Annotated in this window: 19 protein-coding genes; 15 read left to right on the top strand and 4 right to left on the bottom strand. The window is 34.6% G+C overall.

The window, feature by feature from the left end; translation table 11 throughout:
• Positions 1–433: 433 nt before the first annotated feature.
• The 15 genes from rpoB to OH806_RS02765 all read left to right on the top strand — a co-directional run bounded on the left by rpoB (position 434) and on the right by OH806_RS02765 (position 21,994).
• Positions 434–4,255: a DNA-directed RNA polymerase subunit beta gene (rpoB, locus tag OH806_RS02835; RefSeq protein WP_264742162.1), complete on the top strand. Its 3,822-nt coding sequence runs from the start codon at positions 434–436 to the stop codon at positions 4,253–4,255.
• A gap of 85 nt (positions 4,256–4,340) precedes the next feature.
• The gene (rpoC, locus tag OH806_RS02830) at positions 4,341–8,606 is read left to right on the top strand and encodes a DNA-directed RNA polymerase subunit beta' (protein ID WP_264742161.1); all 4,266 of its coding nucleotides are present in this window, start codon (positions 4,341–4,343) and stop codon (positions 8,604–8,606) included.
• Between the two features lie 87 nt (positions 8,607–8,693).
• Positions 8,694–8,999 carry a DUF3467 domain-containing protein gene (locus tag OH806_RS02825; protein WP_264742160.1) on the top strand — a complete coding sequence of 102 codons (306 nt, stop codon included), beginning with the start codon at positions 8,694–8,696 and terminating at the stop codon, positions 8,997–8,999.
• 209 nt (positions 9,000–9,208) lie between these two features.
• On the top strand, positions 9,209–12,049 hold the full coding sequence (locus OH806_RS02820) for a T9SS type A sorting domain-containing protein (RefSeq protein WP_264742159.1): 2,841 nt from the start codon (positions 9,209–9,211) through the stop codon (positions 12,047–12,049).
• 3 nt (positions 12,050–12,052) lie between these two features.
• Positions 12,053–12,532 (top strand): hypothetical protein, encoded by a 480-nt coding sequence (locus OH806_RS02815; RefSeq protein WP_264742158.1) that lies wholly within the window; start codon positions 12,053–12,055, stop codon positions 12,530–12,532.
• Positions 12,533–12,604: 72 nt separating this feature from the next.
• Positions 12,605–13,105 carry a hypothetical protein gene (locus OH806_RS02810; protein WP_264742157.1) on the top strand — a complete coding sequence of 167 codons (501 nt, stop codon included), beginning with the start codon at positions 12,605–12,607 and terminating at the stop codon, positions 13,103–13,105.
• 32 nt (positions 13,106–13,137) lie between these two features.
• Positions 13,138–15,285 carry a TonB-dependent receptor gene (locus OH806_RS02805; RefSeq protein ID WP_264742156.1) on the top strand — a complete coding sequence of 716 codons (2,148 nt, stop codon included), beginning with the start codon at positions 13,138–13,140 and terminating at the stop codon, positions 15,283–15,285.
• A gap of 120 nt (positions 15,286–15,405) precedes the next feature.
• Entirely contained in the window at positions 15,406–16,050 is a 645-nt protein-coding gene (locus OH806_RS02800) for a Crp/Fnr family transcriptional regulator (protein ID WP_264742155.1), read from the top strand.
• A gap of 126 nt (positions 16,051–16,176) precedes the next feature.
• Entirely contained in the window at positions 16,177–17,016 is an 840-nt protein-coding gene (locus OH806_RS02795; protein ID WP_264742154.1) for a DUF5777 family beta-barrel protein, read from the top strand.
• 1 nt (position 17,017) lies between these two features.
• A complete protein-coding gene (locus OH806_RS02790; protein ID WP_264742153.1) occupies positions 17,018–17,365 on the top strand; it encodes a hypothetical protein in 348 nt (115 codons plus the stop codon).
• 22 nt (positions 17,366–17,387) lie between these two features.
• Positions 17,388–17,933: a YceI family protein gene (locus OH806_RS02785; protein WP_264742152.1), complete on the top strand. Its 546-nt coding sequence runs from the start codon at positions 17,388–17,390 to the stop codon at positions 17,931–17,933.
• Positions 17,930–18,454, top strand: coding sequence for an ankyrin repeat domain-containing protein (locus OH806_RS02780; protein ID WP_264742151.1), 525 nt, complete (start codon positions 17,930–17,932; stop codon positions 18,452–18,454). Before OH806_RS02785 ends, OH806_RS02780 begins: the two co-directional genes overlap by 4 nt.
• 3 nt (positions 18,455–18,457) lie before the next feature.
• Positions 18,458–19,216 (top strand): T9SS type A sorting domain-containing protein, encoded by a 759-nt coding sequence (locus OH806_RS02775; protein ID WP_264742150.1) that lies wholly within the window; start codon positions 18,458–18,460, stop codon positions 19,214–19,216.
• A 123-nt stretch (positions 19,217–19,339) separates the two neighbouring features.
• A complete protein-coding gene (locus OH806_RS02770; RefSeq protein ID WP_264742149.1) occupies positions 19,340–20,623 on the top strand; it encodes an alkaline phosphatase family protein in 1,284 nt (427 codons plus the stop codon).
• 30 nt (positions 20,624–20,653) lie between these two features.
• Positions 20,654–21,994 carry a carboxylesterase family protein gene (locus tag OH806_RS02765; RefSeq protein ID WP_264742148.1) on the top strand — a complete coding sequence of 447 codons (1,341 nt, stop codon included), beginning with the start codon at positions 20,654–20,656 and terminating at the stop codon, positions 21,992–21,994.
• A gap of 28 nt (positions 21,995–22,022) precedes the next feature.
• Here the strand turns inward: OH806_RS02765 and dinB are convergent, their stop codons facing one another.
• From dinB to lpxK, 4 genes are all read right to left on the bottom strand, one after another.
• The gene (gene dinB, locus OH806_RS02760) at positions 22,023–23,117 is read right to left on the bottom strand and encodes a DNA polymerase IV (protein ID WP_264742147.1); all 1,095 of its coding nucleotides are present in this window, start codon (positions 23,115–23,117) and stop codon (positions 22,023–22,025) included.
• A 27-nt stretch (positions 23,118–23,144) separates the two neighbouring features.
• Positions 23,145–23,660 carry a TlpA family protein disulfide reductase gene (locus OH806_RS02755; protein WP_264742146.1) on the bottom strand — a complete coding sequence of 172 codons (516 nt, stop codon included), beginning with the start codon at positions 23,658–23,660 and terminating at the stop codon, positions 23,145–23,147.
• A gap of 91 nt (positions 23,661–23,751) precedes the next feature.
• Entirely contained in the window at positions 23,752–24,567 is an 816-nt protein-coding gene (locus OH806_RS02750) for a purine-nucleoside phosphorylase (RefSeq protein WP_264742145.1), read from the bottom strand.
• On the bottom strand, positions 24,551–25,576 hold the full coding sequence (lpxK, locus tag OH806_RS02745) for a tetraacyldisaccharide 4'-kinase (RefSeq protein ID WP_264742144.1): 1,026 nt from the start codon (positions 25,574–25,576) through the stop codon (positions 24,551–24,553). Before lpxK ends, OH806_RS02750 begins: the two co-directional genes overlap by 17 nt.
• Positions 25,577–25,627 lie beyond the last annotated feature (51 nt).

Here is a 25,627-nt window from a genome sequence, read left to right as displayed (position 1 = left end):
CAGAAAGACCATCCGAAAGGGTGGTCTTTTCATTTTAGAATATTTAATGTCTTAAAAATGAGAGTATTTAATTTGTGAATTAATAATATTCTTTGTATCTTTGCAACTCTTTTGGCGCGAAAAATTGTTTGTAAATCTATAAAATACTGTGAGTCAACTCTTTCATGGAAATGAAGGGGGCTTTCTCGTATGTAGATGTTATGGCAAGTCTTGCCTAAAAGAAATAAAAATATTTTGCATTACGCTGTGAAAAGATATACCAGTGTTGCAGTTAGAAGTTGATTAAAAGACTTTTATAATGTAAATCAGGAATAAAGACCGATAATTGCGCCAAAATTTTCTTTATTTAATTCTTGTTTTATGTTTAAATATCTTTTATTTCTTCTGATATTTTTTTAATCAAAATATTTTTTAACCCTTTCTTAAAAGTTTTATGAGTAAAACAACAGCAACAACTAGGGGGAATCAGAGAGTTAATTTCTCTTCAGCGAAAGGAAAAATTATTACACCGGACTTTTTGGATATCCAAATTCAGTCTTTTAGTGAGTTTTTCCAGCTAGATACCCTTCCTGAAGACAGAACAAACGAAGGTTTGTATAAGACTTTCCAGGAGAACTTCCCGATTACCGATTCTAGAAACCAATTCGTATTGGAGTTTTTAGATTATTTGGTAGATTCACCACGTTATTCTATTGATGAGTGTGTGGAAAGAGGATTGACGTATTCCGTACCTCTTAAAGCAAGGCTTAAATTGTATTGTACAGACCCTGAGCACGAAGATTTCCAAACTGTGGTTCAGGATGTATATTTAGGACCGGTTCCTTACATGACACCTAGTGGATCTTTCATCATCAACGGTGCTGAAAGAGTTATTGTTACGCAGTTACACCGTTCGCCTGGTGTGTTCTTCGGACAAACTTACCACGCAAACGGAACTAAACTTTACTATTCAAGAATTATCCCTTTCAAAGGATCTTGGATGGAATTTACAACGGATATCAACAGCGTAATGTACGCTTATATCGACCGTAAGAAAAAATTACCATTAACTACTTTATTGAGAGCTATCGGTTATGAATCTGATAAGGATATCCTTCAGATTTTCGATTTAGCTGAAGAAGTAAAAGTTTCTAAAGCTGCCCTTAAAAAAGTTGAAGGAAGAATATTAGCTGCGAGAGTTTTGAACACTTGGTTCGAAGATTTCGTAGATGAAGATACGGGTGAGGTTGTTTCTATTGAAAGAAATGAAATTATCTTAGATAGAGAAACTGTTCTTGAAAAAGAACATTTAGATCTTATTCTTGATGCTGGTGTGAAGTCTATCTTGATTCACAAAGAAAATTCTAATGAATTCTCTATCATCCAGAATACATTACAAAAAGACCCTACTAACTCAGAAAAAGAAGCGGTAGAATATATCTATCGTCAGTTAAGAAACGCAGATCCACCTGATGAAGAAACTGCAAGAGGAATTATTGAAAAATTATTCTTCTCAGAGCAAAGATATTCTCTTGGGGAAGTTGGTCGTTACAGATTAAATAAAAAATTAGGTCTTAATATTCCAACTACAACTGAAGTTCTTACAAAAGAAGATATCATTGCTATTGTAAGACACTTAATTGAATTGGTAAACTCTAAAGCAGAGGTTGATGATATTGATCACTTATCAAACAGAAGAATTAAAACTGTTGGTGAGCAATTAGCAGGTCAGTTCGGAGTAGGTCTTTCTAGAATTGCAAGAACAATTAAAGAAAGAATGAACGTTAGAGATAACGAAATCTTTACTCCTCTTGATTTGGTTAATGCTAAAACGTTAACATCAGTAATCAACTCATTCTTCGGAACAAACCAGCTTTCTCAGTTTATGGATCAAACCAATCCATTGTCAGAAATTACGCACAAGCGTAGACTTTCTGCACTAGGACCTGGTGGTTTATCAAGAGAAAGAGCAGGTTTCGAGGTTCGAGACGTTCACCATACTCACTACGGAAGAATTTGTCCGATTGAAACTCCGGAAGGACCAAACATCGGTTTGATCTCTTCTTTAGGTATTTATGCTAAAATCAATACTTTAGGTTTCATCGAAACTCCATATAGAAAAGTAGAAAACGGAAAAGTAGATTTACATGCAGATCCTATTTATCTAAATGCAGAAGATGAAGAAGATAAAGTAATTGCACAGGCAAACGTTGAGTTGAATGATGAAGGTAATTTCGAAACTGATAGAATTATCGCTAGATTAGATGGTGACTATCCGGTTGTAGAGCCTTCTGAAGTTAACCTAATAGATGTTGCTCCAAACCAGATTTCTGGTATTTCAGCTTCATTGATTCCGTTCCTAGAACATGATGATGCGAACCGTGCATTGATGGGATCAAACATGATGCGTCAGGCCGTTCCTTTATTGAAGCCACAAGCTCCAATTGTAGGTACAGGGCTTGAGCAACAAGTTGCAAGAGATTCTAGAATTTTGATCAACGCTGAGGGTACAGGTACTGTAGAATATGTAGATGCTGACAAAATTGTTATTAAATATGAAAGAAGTGAAGACGAAGATTTAGTATCATTCGAATCTGCTACTAAAACATATAACCTTACTAAGTTTAGAAAAACTAACCAAAGTACAACTATCACATTGAGACCAAACGTAAGAGTAGGTGATGTGGTAGAAAAAGGGCAAGTACTTTGTGATGGTTATGCTACTGAAAACGGAGAATTAGCTCTTGGTAGAAACTTAGTGGTTGCCTTCATGCCTTGGAAAGGATACAACTTCGAGGATGCGATCGTAATCAATGAAAAAGTTGTTCGTGAAGACTGGTTTACTTCAATTCACGTAGATGAATATTCTCTTGAAGTTCGTGATACCAAATTGGGTATGGAAGAGCTTACAGCAGATATTCCTAACGTTTCTGAAGAAGCTACTAAAGATCTTGACGAGAACGGTATGATCAGAATCGGTGCTGAAGTAAAGCCTGGTGATATCATGATTGGTAAGATTACTCCAAAAGGAGAATCAGACCCGACTCCGGAAGAAAAACTTCTTAGAGCTATCTTTGGTGACAAAGCTGGTGATGTAAAAGATGCTTCATTGAAAGCGGATTCATCATTGAGAGGTGTTGTTATCAACAAGAAATTGTTCTCTAGAAATATTAAGGATAAAAAGAAAAGAACTGAAGAAAAACTTAAGCTTGAAGAAATTGAAAACACTTACAAGGCTAAGTTTGATGAGTTGAGAAATACATTAATCGAAAAATTAAATACTCTAGTATCTGGTAAAACATCTCAAGGTGTAACTAACGATTTAGATGAAGAAATTATCGGTAAAGGTGTGAAATTCACTCACAAATTATTGACTTCAGTTGAAGATTATGTAAACGTTAGCGGTTCCGACTGGACGGTTGATAACGATAAAAATGAATTAATCAAGCAATTAATTCATAATTATAAAATCAGATACAATGATATTCAAGGAGTTAAAAACCGTGAGAAATTTGCAATTTCAATCGGAGATGAGCTTCCTGCAGGTATCATGAAATTGGCTAAAGTTTACATTGCTAAAAAACGTAAACTAAATGTAGGAGATAAAATGGCGGGTCGTCACGGTAACAAAGGTATCGTTTCGAGAATCGTTCGTGAAGAAGATATGCCATTCTTAGAAGACGGAACACCAGTAGATATCGTATTGAATCCACTTGGGGTACCTTCTCGTATGAACATCGGTCAGATTTATGAAACTGTTCTTGGATGGGCAGGTCAAAAATTAGGATTGAAGTTCGCGACACCTATCTTCGACGGAGCTACTCTTGAGCAAATTACTGAATATACAGACAAAGCTGGTCTTCCGAAATTTGGTAATACTCACCTTTATGACGGTGGTACAGGAGAAAGATTTACTCAGCCAGCTACAGTAGGGGTAATTTACATGTTGAAATTAGGACACATGGTTGATGACAAAATGCACGCACGTTCTATCGGTCCTTATTCATTGATTACTCAGCAGCCATTAGGAGGTAAAGCTCAGTTTGGAGGTCAGAGATTCGGAGAGATGGAGGTTTGGGCTCTTGAAGCATTCGGAGCGTCTAACATCTTGAGAGAAATCTTAACTGTGAAGTCTGATGACGTGATTGGTAGAGCAAAAACTTATGAAGCAATTGCAAAAGGAGAATCTATGCCAGAACCTGGTATTCCGGAATCTTTCAATGTATTACTTCACGAGTTACAAGGTCTTGGACTTGATGTAAGACTTGAAGAATAATTTTAAATTTTAAATTATAAATCTTGAATAGAAGTATTCAAAGAGTTAATCTAAAATCTAAAATCTAAAATTTAAAATCTAACAAATGTCAAATAAAAATAAATCAAGTAGATTTAATAAAATAACCATCGGTTTAGCTTCTCCTGAGTCTATTCTTCAGGATTCAAGAGGGGAGGTTTTAAAACCGGAAACTATTAACTACAGAACGCATAAGCCTGAAAGAGATGGTTTGTTCTGTGAAAAAATCTTCGGTCCTATCAAGGATTACGAATGTGCCTGCGGAAAATATAAGAGAATCCGTTATAAAGGTATCGTTTGTGACCGTTGTGGTGTAGAGGTTACAGAAAAGAAAGTAAGAAGAGAGAGAATTGGGCACATCAATCTTGTTGTTCCTATTGCTCATATCTGGTATTTCCGTTCTTTACCAAACAAAATCGGTTACCTTTTAGGTATTCCTTCCAAGAAATTGGATATGATTATCTATTATGAAAGATATGTAGTTATTCAACAAGGTATTGCTAAAAAATTAGATGGTTCTGATTTTGAAAGCATGGAATTCTTAACTGAAGAAGAGTACCTAGATATTATGGAAACTCTTCCAATTGAGAACCAATATCTTGATGATTCTGATCCAAACAAATTCATCGCTAAAATGGGTGCTGAAGCTGTTGAAGAATTATTAAAGAGAATTGATCTTGATGCTCTATCTTTCGAATTGAGACACAAAGCTCACAATGAAGGGTCTAAACAAAGAAGAACAGAAGCTCTTAAGAGATTGAACGTTGTAGAAGCATTAAGAGGTGCTAATACAAGAATGATCAACAGACCAGAGTGGATGATTATGCGTGTGCTTCCTGTTATACCACCAGAATTAAGACCATTGGTTCCATTGGATGGAGGACGTTTCGCAACTTCAGATTTGAATGACCTTTACAGAAGAGTTATTATCAGAAACAACCGTTTGAAGAGATTATTGGAGATTAAAGCTCCGGAAGTAATCTTGAGAAACGAGAAGCGTATGCTTCAGGAATCAGTAGATTCATTATTCGATAATACAAGAAAATCTTCTGCAGTAAAATCTGAATCAAACAGACCATTGAAATCTCTTTCAGATTCATTGAAAGGTAAGCAAGGTCGTTTCCGTCAGAACTTATTAGGGAAAAGGGTTGATTACTCTGCGCGTTCGGTAATTGTTGTTGGTCCAAACTTACAGCTTCACGAATGTGGTATTCCTAAAGATATGGCTGCGGAACTTTACAAACCATTTATCATTAGAAAACTAATTGAAAGAGGAATTGTAAAAACGGTAAAATCTGCAAAAAGAATCATTGATAGAAAAGAACCTGTAGTTTATGATATCCTTGAAAATGTGATGAAAGGTCACCCTGTTCTACTGAACAGAGCACCTACGCTTCACAGACTGGGTATTCAGGCTTTCCAACCTAAGATGATCGAAGGTAAGGCAATCCAGCTACACCCATTAGTAACAACAGCCTTCAACGCCGATTTCGATGGTGACCAGATGGCGGTACACTTACCGTTAGGTCCTGAAGCGATCCTTGAAGCTCAGTTATTGATGTTAGGTTCTCAAAATATCTTGAACCCTGCAAATGGTTCTCCTATTACAGTACCTTCTCAGGACATGGTTCTTGGTCTTTATTTCATGACTAAAGAATTAAGCTCTACAGAAGATATGAAAGTGAAAGGTGAAGGTCTTGCATTCTACTCTCCAGAAGAAGCAGAAATTGCTTATGCTGAAGGAAAAGTTTCTCTTAACGCTAAAGTAAGATGTAAACTTCCTATCAAAGAAAACGGAGAATTAGTAACAAGATTGATTGAAACTTCTGTTGGTAGAATTTTATTTAATCAGATTGTACCTAAACAAGTAGGATATATCAACGAATTATTGACGAAAAAGTCATTAAGAAACGTTATTGGTAGAATCCTTGCAGATACAGACTTCCCTACAACAGTGAAGTTCTTGGATGATATGAAAAACTTAGGTTATTCAAATGCATTCAAAGGTGGTCTTTCGTTCTCTCTTGGTGATATTGTGGTTCCTGCTGAGAAAAAGCAGATGATTGCACAATCTATCGAAACTGTGGATGAAATTAGAGCTAACTATAACATGGGTCTAATTACAGATACAGAACGTTATAACCAGGTAATTGACGTTTGGACTAATACCAATGCATCATTGACAGAAATGATCATGAGCAGAATGAAATCTGACCAAGGTGGTTTCAACTCTGTATATATGATGCTTGACTCTGGAGCGAGGGGTTCTAAAGAGCAGATTCGTCAGTTATCAGGGATGAGAGGTTTGATGGCAAAACCGCAAAAAGCTGGATCTACCGGCGCGGAAATCATCGAAAACCCGATTCTTGCAAACTTTAAAGAAGGTCTTTCTATCTTAGAATACTTTATCTCTACTCACGGTGCTCGTAAAGGTCTTGCGGATACCGCTCTTAAGACTGCCGATGCAGGTTACTTAACGAGAAGATTGGTAGACGTTGCACAAGACGTTATCGTTACAGAAGATGATTGTGGTACTTTAAGAGGTACTGAAGTTACTGCACTTAAGAAAAATGATGAGATTGTTGAAAAAATCTCTGAAAGAATTTTAGGTAGAGTTTCTCTTCATAATATTTATGATCCTGAAACAGATGAATTAATTGCTGAAGCAGATCAGGTAATTACAGAAGAATTAGCTAAGAGAATTGAAGAAGCTGGTATAGAAGGTGTTGAAGTTCGTTCACCACTGACTTGTGAAGCTAAAAAAGGTATCTGTGCTAAATGTTATGGTAGAAACCTTGCAACAGGTAAGATGATTCATATGGGTGAAGCGGTAGGTGTAATTGCAGCACAGTCAATTGGGGAACCAGGAACTCAGCTTACGTTGAGAACTTTCCACCAAGGGGGTACCGCAGGAAACGTATCAGAAAACCCTTCAATCGTAGCAAGAAGAGATGGTATCGTTGAAATGGATGAAGTAAGAACTATTACTTCTGAAGATGAAAATGGTAATACTGCTGAGGTAGTAGTATCTCGTTCTACGGAATTCAGATTAGTTGCTGATAATGATGCAAGAACGCCATTAATGGTAGCTAACGTACCTTACGGTTCGATATTATCTGTAAAACCAGGTGATAAAGTGAAGAAAGGAGATGTTATCTGTAAGTGGGATCCGTATAATGCGGTTATCATTGCAGAAACTTCTGGTAAGGTAGAATATGAAGATATTATCCAAGGGGTTTCATTCCAATTGGAGATTGACGAACAAACAGGATTCGAAGAGAAAGTAATCTCTGAATCTAGAAATAAGAAGGCTGTACCTACATTGAAAGTAGTAGATTCTAAAGGAGTTGAGCAAAAAGCATACAACTTACCTGTAGGAGCCCACTTGATGGTAAACGATGGTGAAAAAATTAAGGCTGGTAAAGTCTTAATCAAAATCCCAAGAAAATCTGCTAAGGCAGGGGATATCACCGGAGGTCTTCCGAGAGTTACCGAATTATTCGAAGCGAGAAACCCTTCAAACCCAGCGGTTGTTACTGAAATCGACGGGGTAGTTTCTTACGGAAAAATTAAGAGAGGTAACCGTGAACTTATCGTTGAAGCTAAAACTGGTGAAAGAAAAATTTACTTAGTAAAACTTTCTAATCAGATTTTGGTTCAGGAGAATGACTTCGTGAGAGCAGGTTCGCCACTTTCTGATGGTTCAATTACTCCGGACGATATCTTAAGAATTAAAGGTCCAACAGCGGTTCAGGAATACTTAGTAAATGAAATTCAGGAAGTTTACCGTTTACAAGGGGTAAAAATTGATGATAAACACTTTGAAATTATCGTAAGACAGATGATGACTAAAGTAGAAATCGTTGACGGAGGTGATACTCAATTCCTTGAAGGTGCTTTAGAACACAAATACGATTTCTTAGAAGAAAATAACAGAGTATTTGGTCTTAAAGTAGTGGTAGACGCTGGAGACTCTAAAGAATTCAAGCCAGGACAAATGATTACTGCAAGAGAATTAAGAGATGAAAATTCTAAATTGAAACGTGAAGACTTGAATTTAGTGGAAGTAAGAGAAGCATTACCGGCTACAGCAACACCTGTACTTCAAGGTATTACAAGAGCTGCTCTTCAAACTAAATCATTCATGTCTGCGGCATCATTCCAGGAAACAACTAAAGTTCTTAATGAAGCTGCGGTAGCAGGAAAAGTAGATTACTTAAGTGGTCTTAAAGAAAATGTAATTGTAGGACATAGAATTCCTGCAGGTACGGGTCTTAAAGAGTATCAAAATGTAATCGTAGGTTCTAAAAAAGAATTTGAAGACCTTAACTAAAATTAATGATTCGGAAATTTGAGGTTTGAGATTATTTTTATATTTTCACAACCTCAAAATTTCGAATAAAAAAAATAATTTATAACAATGGACAACAATCAAAATCCACAAGACGGAAACATCAACATCGAATTAAACGAAATGGTAGCTGCTGGAGTATATGCAAACTTAGCATTAGTAAACCACTCTCCATCTGAATTCGTTGTAGATTTTATCCAATTAATGCCAGGTGTACAACAAGCTAAAGTAAGATCAAGAATCATTCTTGCTCCACTTCACGCTAAAAGAGTTCTTTCAGCTCTTCAGCAAAATATCTCTAACTACGAACAACAATTTGGTGAAATCAAAGAAGTTGAACCTTTCGTATTAGGAGGAAACAACGTACAAGCTTAAGATTTTTCTTAATATAAAATAAGAATACCTCAATATTATTGAGGTATTTTTTTTGTAATAATAAATTTTAACAATTTTTCGCTAAGGTTTTTATTGATTCTTTAAATGTTTTGAATATTGTTTGTTTTGTTTTGAAATTAACAATAGTTTTCTGTTTTTTTTATATTTTTTGCATAATGATTGATTATATTTGCTGAAAATATCAAAAAATGAAGCAATACTATATTTTTGCAGTATTACTATGTGCAAGTGCAAATATACAGGCACAAAAGAATAATACACTTCAGGCCGATCAGAAACGCTTACAGGATTTGTATAATAGATATGAGAAAGGTCTTAAAAAACAACATAAGCTTGAAAAAGCAGCAGGAATTCCTCCTAATTTATATAATGAAGAGGATTATAAGAGAACAATGGATCCTGTTACAGGACGAACTAATTTTGAAGGACTTGTAAAAGTAAATAAAGATATCACGGAAGGGAAATATGCTCCTACTAAACAAATGTCTTTTATTTCAGGGGCAAACTCTTCAACGGCAAAAATAGTAAACGAACCTTGGATTGAAAGGGGACCTTATAGTGTTGGGGGAAGAACTAGGGCAATAATGTTTGACCCTAATGATCCTACAGGTAAAAGAGTTTTTGCAGGAGGGGTTTCGGGAGGACTTTGGGTAAATCAAGATCCTTCAATAAATTCTAATGAATGGACTCCATTAAGTACATTTTGGGCAAATACATCTGTTGTTTGTATGACTTATGATCCTAATAATCCGCAAATTTTATATGTTGGCACAGGAGAATCAGCTACAGGTGATGCGGTAGGTTCAGGGATTTGGAAATCTACTGATGGTGGAACAACTTGGTCTCAGATTTTTACAATACCAGTGACTTATGCTTCTAATGGTGTTCGAAATGGGAATTTTTATATCAATGATATAAAAGTAAGAAATAATGGTGGGGTTTCTGAGGTTTATGCTGGAGTAAGCGGTGCTTACATTGGTATTACATTTAACGACGGATGGCAGGGACTAAGTCAGGCAGGTTTATATAAGTCAACAGACGGAGGAGCCACATTTACTAAAAACAGTAATTTATTAGCATTAAATACAACTACAGGACTTACTAGTACAACTGGGTATTCTATTCAACAGATAGAGATTGGGGCTAATAACGCTGTTTGGGTTTCGACTAAGAGTTCACGATTCTCAAATATAGATTCAGGGGGTAGGATTTTCAAATCTACTGATGGAGAGATATTTAATGAAGTATATAATGTAGGAAGTGCAGCTTCAAGAGTAAACTTTACATTGTCTAAGACTGATGCTAATAAGGCATATGCTTTTATGCAAGGAGCTACTTCTTCTGAGCCTATACGTATTGCTAGAACTACAGATGGAGGAGCCACTTGGCAGGCTACAAATGATGCTTCACCAGTAGTAACATTGCCTGTTGCTACAGATACAAGCATTCCTGCAAATGATTTTACAAGAGGACAATCTTTTTATGATTTGGTAATTGCTGCAGATCCTCAAAATGATAATACGGTATACATTGGAGGGATTGACTTGTTTAAATCCACGAATGGGGGGGCTAGTTGGACTCAAATTTCAAAATGGTCTAATAATAATAATATGGCTGCTTTGCAGGTTTCGACTGTACATGCGGATCAACATGCAATAGTCTTTAATCCTTTTAATAACTATGCTACAAATCAGATGATGTTCGGAAATGATGGAGGAGTTTATTTTGCTGCTAATAAAAATAATATAGCTACAACTACAGGCTTTGCAGCAAGAAATACAAGATATAATGTAACACAATTTTACAGTGCTATGTTAAATCCTACAAAAACTCCAGCTAATGAAGAACTATTGGCTGGTGCACAGGATAATGGATCGTGGTGGTTGTATGGAGCACCACAAGCTAATAATTTCTTGACTAGTCAGGCTGCAACTTCTGGTGATGGGATGTATACAGAATATGATGATCAGGATAACTATGAAATTTCTAGCTACACTAATAATTATCATTATTTATTGACAAATTCTGCATATTATTTGATATCAAGTGCTAATAGAAGTTTAGGACATTTTGTAAATGAAATAGCTTTAGATAGGATAAATGATGTATTCTACTCATATCGTTCAGGATTAACCCTTTTTAGAACGAGTGGATTATCTGCTACAGCTACATCATTTACGAATAACGTTGTTACAGTAGGAACAGCACAATCTGGTGAACAGATTTCTTGGATGAAAGTTTCTCCTTACACAACAGCTTCTACAACTTTATTTGTAGGAACAAACTTAGGGCGAATTTTCAAAATAACGAATGCTAATACAGCCTCTTATGTTTCTACTGCTATTACCTCTCCTGCAACGGGAACAATTTCTGATATAGAATTTGGTGCTAGTGAAAATGAAATTATTGTGACATTGTCCAACTATAATATTACAAGTGTATTCTATTCTATTGACGGAGGATCTACATGGCAAAATAAAGAAGGGAATCTTCCTGATATGCCGGTGAGAACGGTATTAAGAAATCCCGATGATCCAAATGAAGTGATTTTAGGTACAGAAATGGGAGTTTGGGGAACAACAAATTTCCTTTCTAGTTCTCCAACATGGGCATCAATTTCAGGAAACATAGGAAATGTAAGAGTTACGAATCTTGACTACCGACCTTCTACCAAAACGGTTTTGGTTTCTACCTACGGAAGAGGAGCATGGACGACACAGAATACAACAACTTTAGCAACAGGTGAAGTGAGTTCTAAGAAAGATATGACTAGAATTTATCCAAATCCGTCGAAAGGAATTTCACATTTAAGATTTGATAGCTCTAAATATAATACGGTAGATATTAGTATTTTTGATGGTTCAGGAAGATTGGTATACAACAAGAAAGATGTAAAGTCCGACGAAGAGTTTGGGCAAAGACTTACACCAGGGAATTATGTATTGAAAGCTGAGTCTAAAGGGCAAATAGTATACAGCGGGAACTTTTTAGTGTTAGGGAAAGTGAAGGCTGATGGTGATGATGATTAAAATATGAGCAATCAATTATTTGTAATAATATTCTGGATGCTGGCGTTTTCTTGTAAAGCGCCAGTTTCCTCATTATATCAGGATAAAGTATCTTTAATTTCTGCAGAAAAAACAGATTGGTCTGGAGGTAGAGCTGGTGTGAGAGGAGCAATCTATACAATAAAATTAAAAAAGAAAAACAGTAAAGATATTGTTATAATAAAATCTTTAAAAGCAGAAGGGGAGAATATCAATTTTACTCAGCTTAATTCTGGAAATGTGATTACTGTAAAGGGTAATTTACAAAGTGAAAATCAGATAGATAATTTTGAAAATATGCCTTCTGGTGCTCCCATCGGAAATAAAGAACACCCTCAAAATCTTAATTCAAAAAATAGTTGGATAGAATATACTGTAAAAGATTCTAAGAAACTTTACAAACTTGATATTCCAAAATTTACCTCGGTTGAACCAGTAGGAGATTTAATTCCTCAAAGGCAATAACACTTTATATTTTTGCATAAAAAATTATTCTTTATATTTTTATTTCTTCCTTTAATCGTATTATTTATTAATATGATTCATCCTTTTATTGCCTTTATTAAAAAGGATGTATATGAAAAGACACAGTATAACATTTTAAAACATAAGATTGATAAATCTGCCACAATTTGCTTCTCTGAAAAAGATTTACTGGAAGCAGATTGGAAAGAAGAAAAAGAATTTGTACTGAAGGGGTTTTCTTATGATGTTATCAATATTACTATGGTAAATGGAACCAAATATTATAACTGTTATATAGACAAGAAAGACTTGGTGATTAATTCATTATTAAGGTTTTCAGGCTTTTTTACGATTAAAACTAAACGTTCCTGGAAAAATTTTGAAATACCTTCACGTGTAAAAAAACGTATAAAAACCTCTAATTCTCTTATTACCTGTGAGTTGAGAGAGTTAAATTCATTCAATTTATTTTATCTAAAATTAAAACTAAAGTATTTTAAACGATTAGAAAATACACATTATTTGTCAATAACAGTTCCGCCTCCGGAAATGATTTTCTGTATAAGTAAATAAACTGTTTAAGACAATAATTAATTTTTTAATCAATGAAACAATATATATGTATTGCGGCTGTATTATGCTGCACAATTGCGAATGCTCAAAAGTCTTCTGAGGGCACAATAGAGGAAGTTGCTATACAAGGCAGAAAAAAAATAAAACAGGAACGAGCAGAGTTTAAAAGACACGGACAATCGGTAGAAACTCTTTCTGAGGAAGAACTGAATAGAAATAACCCTGCAGCAATTGATCAGACATTGTCAACAATGCCGGGGTTGCAGGTAGATAAACGAACAAACTTCGGAGGGCAGAGATTGGTTGTCCGAGGATATGGAAATGACCAGAAATTTAATAACTGGGGAGTAAAAGCATATTGGAATAACATGCCATTGACAACAGCGGAAGGTGTCACGGTTTTGGACGATATTGATTTTGCGTATGTGAATAATGTTGAGGTAATAAAAGGTCCTGCTGCAACAATGTATGGAGGTGGTGTCGGTGGAGTGGTTCGTTTTTATACGCGTCCTGATTTTACAAAAGGTGTCTCTGTTTCAGAAAATATCTTGGTCGGGGCTTTCAAAACATTTCAGTCACGAACACAATTAAATGTTGCAGATGAAAACTATTCAGTCAATGCAGCCTATGGACATCTTGAAACCGACGGTTACAGACCAAATGGAGGAGGATTGAAAAACTTTTTTAATGTAAACGGAACTGTTAAACTTGGAGAAAATGATCAGTTAAGCTTTTTTGGAAGTCAGGCATATTCTTATGAACATACTTCAGGGCAGATTTCTTATGATGATTATTATGCAGGAATTGATAATGGAAATCCGGCATATATCCGTAAAGACGCTGGAACAAAAATAAAATCTACAAGAGTAGGCTTAAGTAATTCGGTAAATATTCTTCCGAATCTTAGGAATTACACTACGTTATTCTATTATAACGGAAATACGGAAAGTATATCTGCAGGAGCTTATGGAGTAACAAGTGCTCCAAATATAGGATTACGTTCTACATTTACTTTAAAAAACGAATTTAAAGAGTTTGAAAATAGGTTAGATTTTGGAGCAGAAATTCAAAATTCAATGTCTACCACTTCTAGTTACCGTTTTACTGGTTCTGTTACAGATCCTTTACAGACAACAGGAATTGGTGGAGCTTCGTATTTTAAGTATAATAATAACCAGGCAACTTATTTTGTGATAGATTATTTAACGTACAAACCTTGGGAACTGACTTTGCTTGCTGGAATAAGTGCAAATAAAACCAATTACGACAGAAAAGATCTTTTTGCTACACCCGATCTTATTGCGGGGCATAAAGATCTTTCTTTTGGAAAACAATTTAAAACAGCTTATACACCGCATTTTGCTTTGCAGAAAGAATGGAAGCATCAAATTTTTAATCTAAGCTATAGTGAAGGGTATAATTCTCCTACAGCAAGTTCATCATTTATTGGTGGAACTGCAAATATGGTTAATGATAATCTCCTTCCTGAAAAAGCAAAAATGGTTGATTTCAGTGTACACGGATTATTGTTTGATACAAAATTTGATTATCAGATTTCTGTTTTCAATATTAATTATGAAAATAAACTTACGCAGTTGTATAGTAACAATAATACTTATACATATTGGGCAAATACAGGAAATCAAAAAAATAACGGACTGGAAGTCAGTTTGGGATATCAGTATAAGAATGATAACGGATTTATCTGCAGAATAGTTCCTTTTGCTAATTTTTCTTATTATGATGCGAAATACAAAGATTTTCAGACCGTCATTGCGGGAAAGATGCAGAATTATACACATAGGTCTGTTGTAGGTGTTCCAAGAAACAAATATGCAATTGGTTTAGATTTGTATACAAAACCGGGTTTCTATCTTATAAATACATATAATTATTTAGGAAACGTATATGCGGATTTTGCAAATACCAATCTGGTGAAGGGTTTTGGTTTGCTTAATTCGAAAATAGGTTACAAAAAATCTTTTGGAAAGTTTGATATTGATGCTTATGTAATGGGTAATAATTTAACAAATCAAATCAATTATACATTTTTGTTTTTAGGGAATAGTATTAATGACTCTGATGCGAATGGTTATCCGAAAGGTGTAGCAACGGATCTTAATCCTGGTCCTAACAAGGCCTATTTCTTTTATGGGCTGAATCTTAAATATAGGTTTTAAATTATCATAGAAAATAGCTTTATAATTTATGAAGCTATTTTTTTTAATAGATTCTGAAATATTTTCAATTACTATTTAGCTTGTTTTTTTAAATTTGTTTTTAGGTATAATGTAAAAGATATGGAATATAAGCAGTTTATTTTTGATAAATTCGGTTTTATGGGTGTTGATTTTTTAAATGAAATTGATAAAGTTGCAATATTTACCAATGTTGATGCAAGAAATGAAATTATAAGAGAGGGTCAAAAAAATCGATTTGTGCCATTTTTGGTAAAAGGGTTGATTAGGGTTTTTACATTAAATGACGGAAGAGAACTTGTTTATTACTACATAAGAGCAAATGATAGCTGCTTAATGACATTTTCATCGATTTTTACAGATTATATAAGTAGAGTTTATGCTGTTGCAGAAGAAGATTCTGAAGTGATGTTAATTCCGATTTCTGTTATTCAGAAGTGGTTGATAAAATATCCGGAAATCAACAAAATTTTTTACTATGAATATGATAAACGTTTTTCTGATGTTATGAACATGGTAAATGACGCTGTTTTCCATAGGCTTGACAGACGAATCCTTAATTATATTAAACAGCAGATTGCTATTACGGGGCATAATCCAATTAAACTTACACATAAAGAAATTGCAAACAATTTGGGTACATCGAGGGAAGTTGTAAGCCGGGTTTTGAAAAAAATTGAAAATGAAGGTGAGGTCTTTCAGAGTAAAGAAGGAATTTATATTTGCGAAAATGTTAGGCGTGTCTAATTTATGGATTTTTAATTGAATTTAAATTATGATTGATAATAACAATTTTATTGGTGACTTTTGTCACGTGCTTTTGAATTGATAACGTGATAAGTTTGTTATACAAATAAATAAACTAAAATTTGTATGACAAGAACTTTCTTATTTCTGTTAGTGTTCGCGTCAATTCTTACCTATTCTCAGGAAGACTTGTTAAAGGATATTGACACAATTAAAACAAACAAAACAACCCAACCGGCTTTCAAGGCATTACAGATTGTTACGGGACAATCCACAAAACTTTCCGCGAAAAACGAATGGTATATAGTTGTTGCGCACCGTTTTGGTGATATAAGCAAAGGGTTTAAAGATTTTTTTGGCTTAGATGATGCATCAACAAAATTAGGCGTTATTTATGGTGCTACCGATGGGCTTTCTTTTAGTCTTTCAAGAGAAACTCTTATGAAAACTTTTGAAGCAGGAGCGAAGTACAGACTGGTTGAGCAAAGCGAAAATTTTCCGGTTGATATTGTAGGGTATAATGTAATTGCCATAAATACGGAATTGGATAAAGATAACTATCCTCACCTTAAATTTAGCGACAGGCTTTCCTATCTCACACAGGCTTTAATTTCAAGAAGATTTAATGATAGATTTTCTTTGCAGGTGACGCCTTCTTATGTACACAAAAATCTATACGAACCTACTGTTGAAGATAAAAATCAGTTTCTGACTGGTATTGGAGGTCGTTATAAAATTTCTAAAAGAGTTTCTATCAATGCTGAATATTTCGTGAATTTTGATAATCATAGTTTCTATAAAAATCCATTATCAATTGGGGTGGATATTGAGACGGGAGGTCATGTTTTCCAGCTCTTATTTACCAATTCTCAAGTCAATTCAGATATTGGATACCTTACCAATGCTACAGGAAAATGGGGGAAAGGACAGGTTTTCTTTGGGTTTAATCTTTATAGAGTTTTTTAAAATGAAAAAAATACTTTACATATCATCATTAATTACCTTGTTGGCTTGCGAGAGCAGAACCTATGAAGAGATTTCAGAGAATGTACCTGTTGTTGAAAAGGTAACTTATTCCAAAGATATTAAACCCATTATAGATGCAAACTGTATTGTTTGTCATTCAGCAGGAGGACAGGCTTCTTTTCAACCTTGGACTGGTTATAATCAGGTAAAAATACATATTGATAATATTTTAGACAGAATTCAGAGACAGAACGGAGACCCTTTAAAAATGCCGAAAGGAGGTTCTTTATCTCCTATGCAGATTAATATTTTCATAAAGTGGAAAGCAGATGGTCTTCCGGAAAATTAAGTAACACATAAAAATAGAAAATATGAAAAACTTAATATTGATTATAGTTGCATTACTGTTCAGTAATCTTACTTTGGCTCAAAAATATAGCTCTAAAACAGGGAAAATAACGTTTGAAGCATCTGTTCCTTTATTTGAAGATGTTTTTGCTCAAGATGATAATAATGTGATTGTTTTGAATGTAGATACAGGAGATTTGGCATCAATTTCAATAGTGAAAAACTTTCATTTTAAAACAAAATTAATGGAAGAGCATTTTAATGAAAGCTATGCGGAAACAGCAAAATATCCGAAAGCTACTTTCACGGGAAAGATTTTAAATTTTGATAAATCTAAACTCTCAACAAGTCCTCAGAAATATACAATTCAGGGAAAGCTAAATTTTCATGGGGTAGAAAATCCTGTGACCTCCAATGCAATGATTTATATGAAGGATGAGAAAATTTATATGCAGGGTAGTTTTGTGGCAAAGGCGGTAGATTATAAAGTGAAAATTCCCAAAATGGTAATGAAAAAAATTGCCGAAACTGTAAATGTAGAGTATAACTATATATTGGTAAAACAATGAAAAAAATAATCTTAATAATAGGCTTTTTTATAAGTATTTCATTAACGGCTCAGAATACGACAAAATCAATTTATGATGTGGCAAGAAGTGGAACGGTTGCTGAAGTGAAAGAGCTGATGAAGCAGAATCCGGATATTATAAATCAAACTAATGAACACGGTTTTTCACCTCTTATTTTAGCATGTTACAGAGGGAATTCTGATGTCGCAAAATTCTTGATGGATAATGTAAAAGATATCAATTATAAAAGTCAGGAAGGAACTGCTTTAGCCGGACTTTCTGTGAAATACAATAAAGAATTGGTGGAATATATTCTGAAGAAAAATGCCAATCCGAATATAGAAGATGCTACAGGTGCTACTCCTTTATTTTGGGCTGTGAAATTTGGGAATAAAGAGCTTACGGAATTATTGCTTAAGCACAAAGCAGATAAAACCATCAAAGATTCACAAGGAATGACTCCTTTTGAATATGCATTACAGACAAATAATAAAGAAATTATCAATCTTTTAAAAAATTAAAATATGAAAAAACTTTTACTCACATTTAGTTTGGCTCTTGCAGGTAATGTCGGAGCACAGTTTTCTTCGGGAACAGTAAGTCTCGGCACAACAGGAATGACAGTAAAGTTGGATACTACGCCAACTTTAGCTACAATCACTGTTACTGGAGCAGATACATCTTATCTGGGAATAGGGTTCGGAGCGTTAGGAGAAGGTATGGGAGCTGGAAAAGACGGATTTATTTATAACTCTACCACGAATAGAGACTATTCTTTCAGTGGAGTAGGAAATACACCTACAGCTGATGCGTCCCAGGATTGGACCCAAACATCAAATACAACTTCGGGAGGAATTAGGACTGTAATAGCAACGAGATCTCTTGCTGGTGGAGCAGGTGATACTGCAATTCCGAATGCGGCTGGTACAATTGATATCTTCTTTGCAAAAGGCACGGCAACAGCATTGTCTAGCGGATGGCATGGTGCAGCAAATAGAGGTTATGCAACATTAACAATGGCTGCAACTTTAGGAACAAATGAAGTGGATTTAGCAAACAAAAAAGTGATACTTTATCCAAACCCCGCAAAAGAAATCGTTAATTTCAAAAATGCAGATAAAATCAAAACTATAGACATTTATGAAGCTTCAGGAAGAAAAGTGAAATCTATAAAATTTGACGGAGAGAATGTTAATATTAATGATTTGAAATCAGGAAATTATTATTTTGAGATTACACAAAAAGACGGAACATTGTCATATGAAAAATTAATAAAAGAATAAATGGAAGCCGCTGAAAAGCGGTTTTTTATTTACATCTATTCTAAAAAATGCTTTTAATGTTTTTTTAACTAAGGAAACTTTTATGTAAAAAGTACAGGCTGTAACTTTGAGGAAATTTTTAAAATGAAGCAAGGATTACACTTTCTGCTGTTGATTTTTTCTTTAACAGTTTTTGCTCAAAAAGGAGATGTTGACACTACTCAGATAATTATTCCCAATAGATACAATAGTGTCGAGGCTCAGACAAAGCCTTATGTGATAATGATTTCTACAGATGGTTTTCGTTATGATTATGCTAAAAAATACAATGCAGAAAATCTTTTGAAGTTATCAAACGAAGGAATTCAGGCAAAAGCGATGCTTCCAAGCTATCCAAGTATTACTTTCCCGAATCATTGGACTTTGATTACCGGATTGTATCCTTCTCATCATGGTTTAATCGATAACTTTTTTTACGATTATAAAAGAAAAGAACCTTACGCAATGAGCAATCGAAAAAACGCTGAGGATGGAAGCTGGTACGGAGGGATTCCTCTTTGGGGATTGGCGGAAAAACAGGGAATGGTTTCTGCTTCATTGATGTGGGTGGGTTCGGCAAGTGATGCGGGAGGGAAAAGACCTACTTATTATTATCCTTATCATGAAAAATTTTCACCTTCAGAAAAAGTTGATAAAGTAATTAATTGGTTGAAACTTCCAATGGATAAAAGACCTCATTTTATATCTCTTTATTTCCCTGAAGTTGATGGAAGTGGGCATCATTTTGGTCCTGATGCAAAACAAACGGAAGAAGCTGTTCATTTGGTGGATAAAGCAATAGGAGAATTGGTACAGAAGGTGAATGATTTGGGCTTAAAAAATGTAAATTTCATTTTTGTTTCAGACCACGGAATGATAAAAGTAGATGGCGGAAATCCTTTGGAAATACCTGAAATGCTTTTCAATAAAGACAGGTTTGATTTTTACAACTCGCAGACTTTATTAAGGGTGTATGTTAAAAACCCGGAAGAGGTAAAAAGTGTTTATAGAGAATTGAAGTCGGGAAAAACCGATGATTATGAGGTTTATTTGGATAAAAAGCTGCCTAAATATCTTCATTTCGGAGCAAGAGATGATAAATACAATAGAATAGGTCAAATATTATTAATCCCTAAAGCACCCAAAATATTTTTAGAAAAAGGAAAGAAAACTTCGGTCGGAAAACATGGCTATAACCCGAGAATAGTTCCTGAAATGAAAGCGACTTTCTATGCGTGGGGAGAAGAGTTTAAGACTAATTTAGTTATTGATGAATTTGAAAATATTAATGTTTATCCGTTAGTTGCAGAAATTTTAGGATTGAAAATTGAATATCCGATTGATGGAAAATTAAAAGTATTAAAGAATATTTTAAAAGAGAAACAGTAAATTGAAGTATTAAAAATCGTTTATCTTGGAATGACATCACAACAAAATATTGAAACACATACTTTTCAGACACCTTTTGGGAAAATTTTAGCTTTAAAAGAAAACAAAATTCTTAAGGTCAGAAGTATTCGTTATGCTCGTTCAGAACGATATAAAAAACCGGTTCCTGTTGAGCCTTCAGATTCTGAATTTATTTTTCCGGAAAAAATTCCGGTTTGTCCTCAGGTGATTAGTCCTTTGATTGAGCGAATGATTGCACCAACGGATATTGAAAGCTATGAAGTTGAGGAGTCTACTCAGTTTCTTTCTGTTTATCGTCCTGAAAATTGCAATGAAAACGAAAAAATTCCGATTGTTGTATGGATTCATGGTGGTTCTCATGAAATAGGCTGCGGAGATGTCTCAACGGCAGACCCTACGGAATGGGTGAAAGAGCAGAATATTATGGTTGTCACCGTTTCGTATCGTTTGGGTTTGTTTGGCTTTTTAGGTGGAAATGAAAACAGACCTCCAAATTTAGGGTTGATGGATGTGATTGAAGCCTTGAAATGGATTAAAAATAATATTCAATTCTTTGGCGGAAATCCTGAAAACATTACGCTTCTTGGGCAATCTTCCGGTGGAGATCTTATTGCTCATTTGATGTTGTCTGAAGGGATGGAAAATTTATTTCAAAGAGTAATTATTCAAAGTGCACCTTTGGGACTTCGTCACAATCGTCAGAAAATGTCGGCTGAATTTTTAAAGAAAACAGAGCATCTAAAAGATGAAACAGATGTTTTTAAAATGATGGATGATTACAGAAATTTTGTTCCTTCAATTGCAAGATATGGTTTGAAGGCAGCAATGCCTTTTGGCTTACAGTATGGTTTTTATCCGTTGTGTAAAGAAAATGAAGCAGTGGGAAAGTGGAAGCAAAGTGCAGGTAAAATAGATGTGTTGATTGGCTTGAATGATGATGAAACAGCTTTGTATTTAAAAACTTCTGAGCAGCTTAATAGATATTTAAGCAAAGGATTAGGCAAAAAGATATTGAATAAGACAGTGCGACTGACTACCGAAACAATTTACGGAAAACCTGCGAAGATTTTTGCTGAAAATTATGCTCAGGCAGGAGGTAATGTATATTTGTTCAGAATTCACTCAAAACTGAAAACTAACTATTTAGGTGCGCCTCATTGCATAGATTTACCTCTGATTTTCGGAAATGAATCTGCATGGAAATCTGCAGAATTATTAAAAGATATTCCTTGGGAATATATTGATAAAAACGGAAAGAAAATTCGTTCGCTTTGGGCAGAATTTGCCTCTAGTGGGAAAATTTCAAGAGATTCTGAAATTCCTGATATATTAGAGTTGAGAAAAATTTAGTTTAAATATTGATTTGTTTGCTAAGTTCTTAATCTTCAAATTCTTTAAACGGTATTTTTAGTTGAACGGAAACTAATTTTTTCTCTTCTGTATTAAGCTGAGAAAGTGAAAGACCTAACAAGCGCACTGGTTTGTCAAAAGGTCTGAGTTCCCAAAGTTTCTTTCCTGTTTTAAAATATTGTTCTGCGGATGAGAAATATTCTTCTTTGGTAACACTTCTCGTAAAAAGAGAGAAATCTTTGTATTTAATTTTTAAGGTTAAAGTTCGTCCGAGGATATTATTTTTTTGTAGACGATTGTGAAGTTCATCACTTAAACTCAGGAGTTTTTCTTCAATTTGTTGCTCGTCAAACAGGTCTTCAAAAAAAGTTCTTTCTACTGCAACGCTTTTTTGTACGCGATGAGGTTTTACTTCAGAATGATGAATTCCGCGAACTACATTGTAATAATATGTTCCGGACTTTCCGAATAATCTTACAAGTTCTTCTAATGTTTTTTTCTTTAAATCTTTTCCTTTATAAATTCCCAGACTGAACATTTTGTTGGCAGTAACTTTTCCTACTCCGTAAAATTTTTCGATGGGAAGCTCTTCTAAAAAACCTTCCAATTTATCGGGATGAATTGTTTTCTGACCGTTGGGTTTGTTGATATCAGAAGCTACTTTTGCCAGAAATTTATTTACCGAAATTCCTGCGGAAGCGGTAAGCCCTGTTTGTTCAAAAATCTTTTGACGAATTTCTTTAGCTATTTGGTTGGCAGATTCTATTCCTTTTTTATTTTCGGTAACATCAAGATAGGCTTCGTCTAAAGAAAGAGGTTCAACTAAATCTGTATATTCATAGAAAATCTCACGGATTTTTTTTGAAATTTCTTTATAACGGGCAAATCTAGGTGGTACGAAAATAAGATGAGGACATTTTTCTTTTGCGGTTTTACTCGGCATTGCAGATCTTACTCCAAACTTTCGGGCTTCGTAACTTGCCGCCGAAACAACGCCTCTGTGACCACCTCCTACAGCGATGGGCTTTCCTCTCAGCGCAGGATTGTCATGCTGCTCCACGGAAGCATAAAATGCATCCATATCCACATGAATAATTTTGCGAACGGGAAAAGAAAAATCCATATCACAAAGATATGGATTCCTATATTTTTATTTCAAAAGATTGTTTATCGTAGTTTGAATTTCAGGGTCTTCGGGAGAAATGGCATAATATTTTGCAATATTAGACTTTTGGTCTATTACCATATATCTTGGAATCCAGTTGAGGTCTACATAATTGTTGAAATCGTTTTTCCAGCCTGAAGCAAACCAATAATTTTCTTTTTCTTTCATATTGTATTTTTCCAAACTTCTTTCAAATCCTTCTTTTGAACGGTCTAATGAAAGAAATACAAAATCAATATTAGGGTTGTTTTTCTCTAATTCTTCGGCTTTCGGGAGGGCTTTCAGGCAATCTCTACACCATCCTGCCCAAAAATCAATGACTAAAACCTTTCCTTTATGCTGATCAAGAATTTGCTGTATTGTAATGCTTTTTCCATCTTCATCTTCCAGTTTTTGATGTAAGGCTTCTTTAGAAAAACTGGTTTTGAGAACCTTTGGTGTCTGCTGAGAGCAACCTAACCCAAAAATACTCAACATAAAAACTATCAATAGATTTTTCATTTTCAAATTCATTTATACAAATCTAAACAATGAAACGGAATTTGAAGGTGGTTTCGTATGAATTAGTGAAAATTTGAACAATTGAAAATCTCTATGAATAATTTTTCACAAGTCCTTTCACTACAGTAATTACATTTGGCATTGCTTTATTAGCTGCGTTTAAAACTTCTTCGTGAGAAACAGCGAAAGCAATATCCGGACCTCCTAAATCTGTAATGATTGAAACGCAGAAAACATCCATTCCCATATGTTTTGCAACGATAACTTCCGGAACTGTACTCATCCCAACCATATCTCCTCCAATAGCTTTTATCATTCCATATTCCGCGGGAGTTTCAAAAGTAGGACCTTGTAAGGCTACATAAACCCCTTGATGAATTTTGATATTGTTTTCTTTGGCAATTTGTTGGGCAACTGAAATCATTTTTCGGTTGTATGGCTCACTCATATCAACAAAACGAGGTCCGAATTCTTCAATATTTTTACCACGAAGCGGATGTTCAGGCATCATATTGATATGGTCTTTCAAAATGACAATATCGGCAACGCTATATTCAGGATTTACTCCTCCACAAGCGTTTGAAAGAATAAGGTTTTTAATGCCTAGTAAATGAAAAATTCTGATAGGGAAAGTTACGGTTTCAATCGAATGTCCTTCATAATAATGAAAACGACCACTCATCATCAGAACTTTTTTACCTTCAAGAATTCCGTAAATTAATTTTCCGCCATGTCCTACAACTGTTGTTTGGGGAAAATTAGGGATGTCTTTATATTCTAAAACATGGATGGCTTCAACCTCATTTTGAAGTTTTCCTAATCCTGAACCTAAAACAATGGCAAAGTCCGGAACCTCCTGAATGATATTTTTAATGAAACTGGCTGTTTCTTTAATTTTTTCTAACATAGTCTAAGATGATTTGATTGAATTCTTCTTTCTTATCAATAATTACATTGATAGGCCAGTAGTAAACAATGTCTCTAAGGTAGTCAAAAGTTTTAAGACGTACGTAATCCTTTTCGGTAGTTAAGATTAATTTATATTCACCTAATTTTTTGTATTCAGCAACAATTTTTTTGATGTCTTCATCGGAAAAATTATGATGGTCTCTGAATTTCAGATGCTTAACCCTTTGTGAAAACTTTGCCAGATGTTGTAATAGTGGGTTAGGATTGGCAATACCTGTAATCAATAAAATATCATAATAATTCAGATTGTTGTCAGGGAGCATTTTGTCTTTTCCGTACACATTTTCGTCATATCCTATAGATGAAAAGAATACTTTTTGATTATAGCTTGGCCGAATTCTCGAAATATAATATTGTTTGGTTTCTTCGGTTAATTCATCAGGACATTTGCTGACTATAATAATATCTGCTCTTTTTGCACCCGCTCTTGATTCTCTTAAATCTCCAGCTGGGAGAAGATAATCTTTGAAATAGGGGTCATTAAAATCAGTCATTAAAATATTAAATCCTGGTTTTATTGCTCTGTGTTGCATGGCATCATCAAGTATCAAAACATCAAGATCCATATCGGCAATTACTTTTTTTGCACCCGGAACTCTTTCTTCAGAAACGGCAATTACAAAACGGTTTTTAAAACGTTCAAATAACTGCATTGCTTCATCACCCACAGTTTTGTAATTACTGTCATAATTTGTTACGTCATAACCTTTTGTTAATCTCCCATAACCACGGGAAAGTACCCCCGTTCTGTAATGTTTAGAGAAATATTGAGCAAGATACATCACCATTGGTGATTTTCCACTTCCGCCCACAGAGAGGTTGCCGACACAAATTATCGGAGTTTTGAACTTTGTAGATTTAAAAATTCCCAGATCATACAATGTGTTTCGAATACCCGTCACCAAATGATAACCAAGGGAAAAAGGATAAAGGTACCATCTTTTCATACGTTTGCAAAAATAGGAATTTCAGATGCATTTTAGTCAATATTACAGATG

This window comes from Chryseobacterium oryctis, assembly GCF_025971925.1.
Lineage (GTDB): Bacteria > Bacteroidota > Bacteroidia > Flavobacteriales > Weeksellaceae > Chryseobacterium > Chryseobacterium oryctis.
This window is presented reverse-complemented; position numbering and strand designations above follow the sequence as displayed.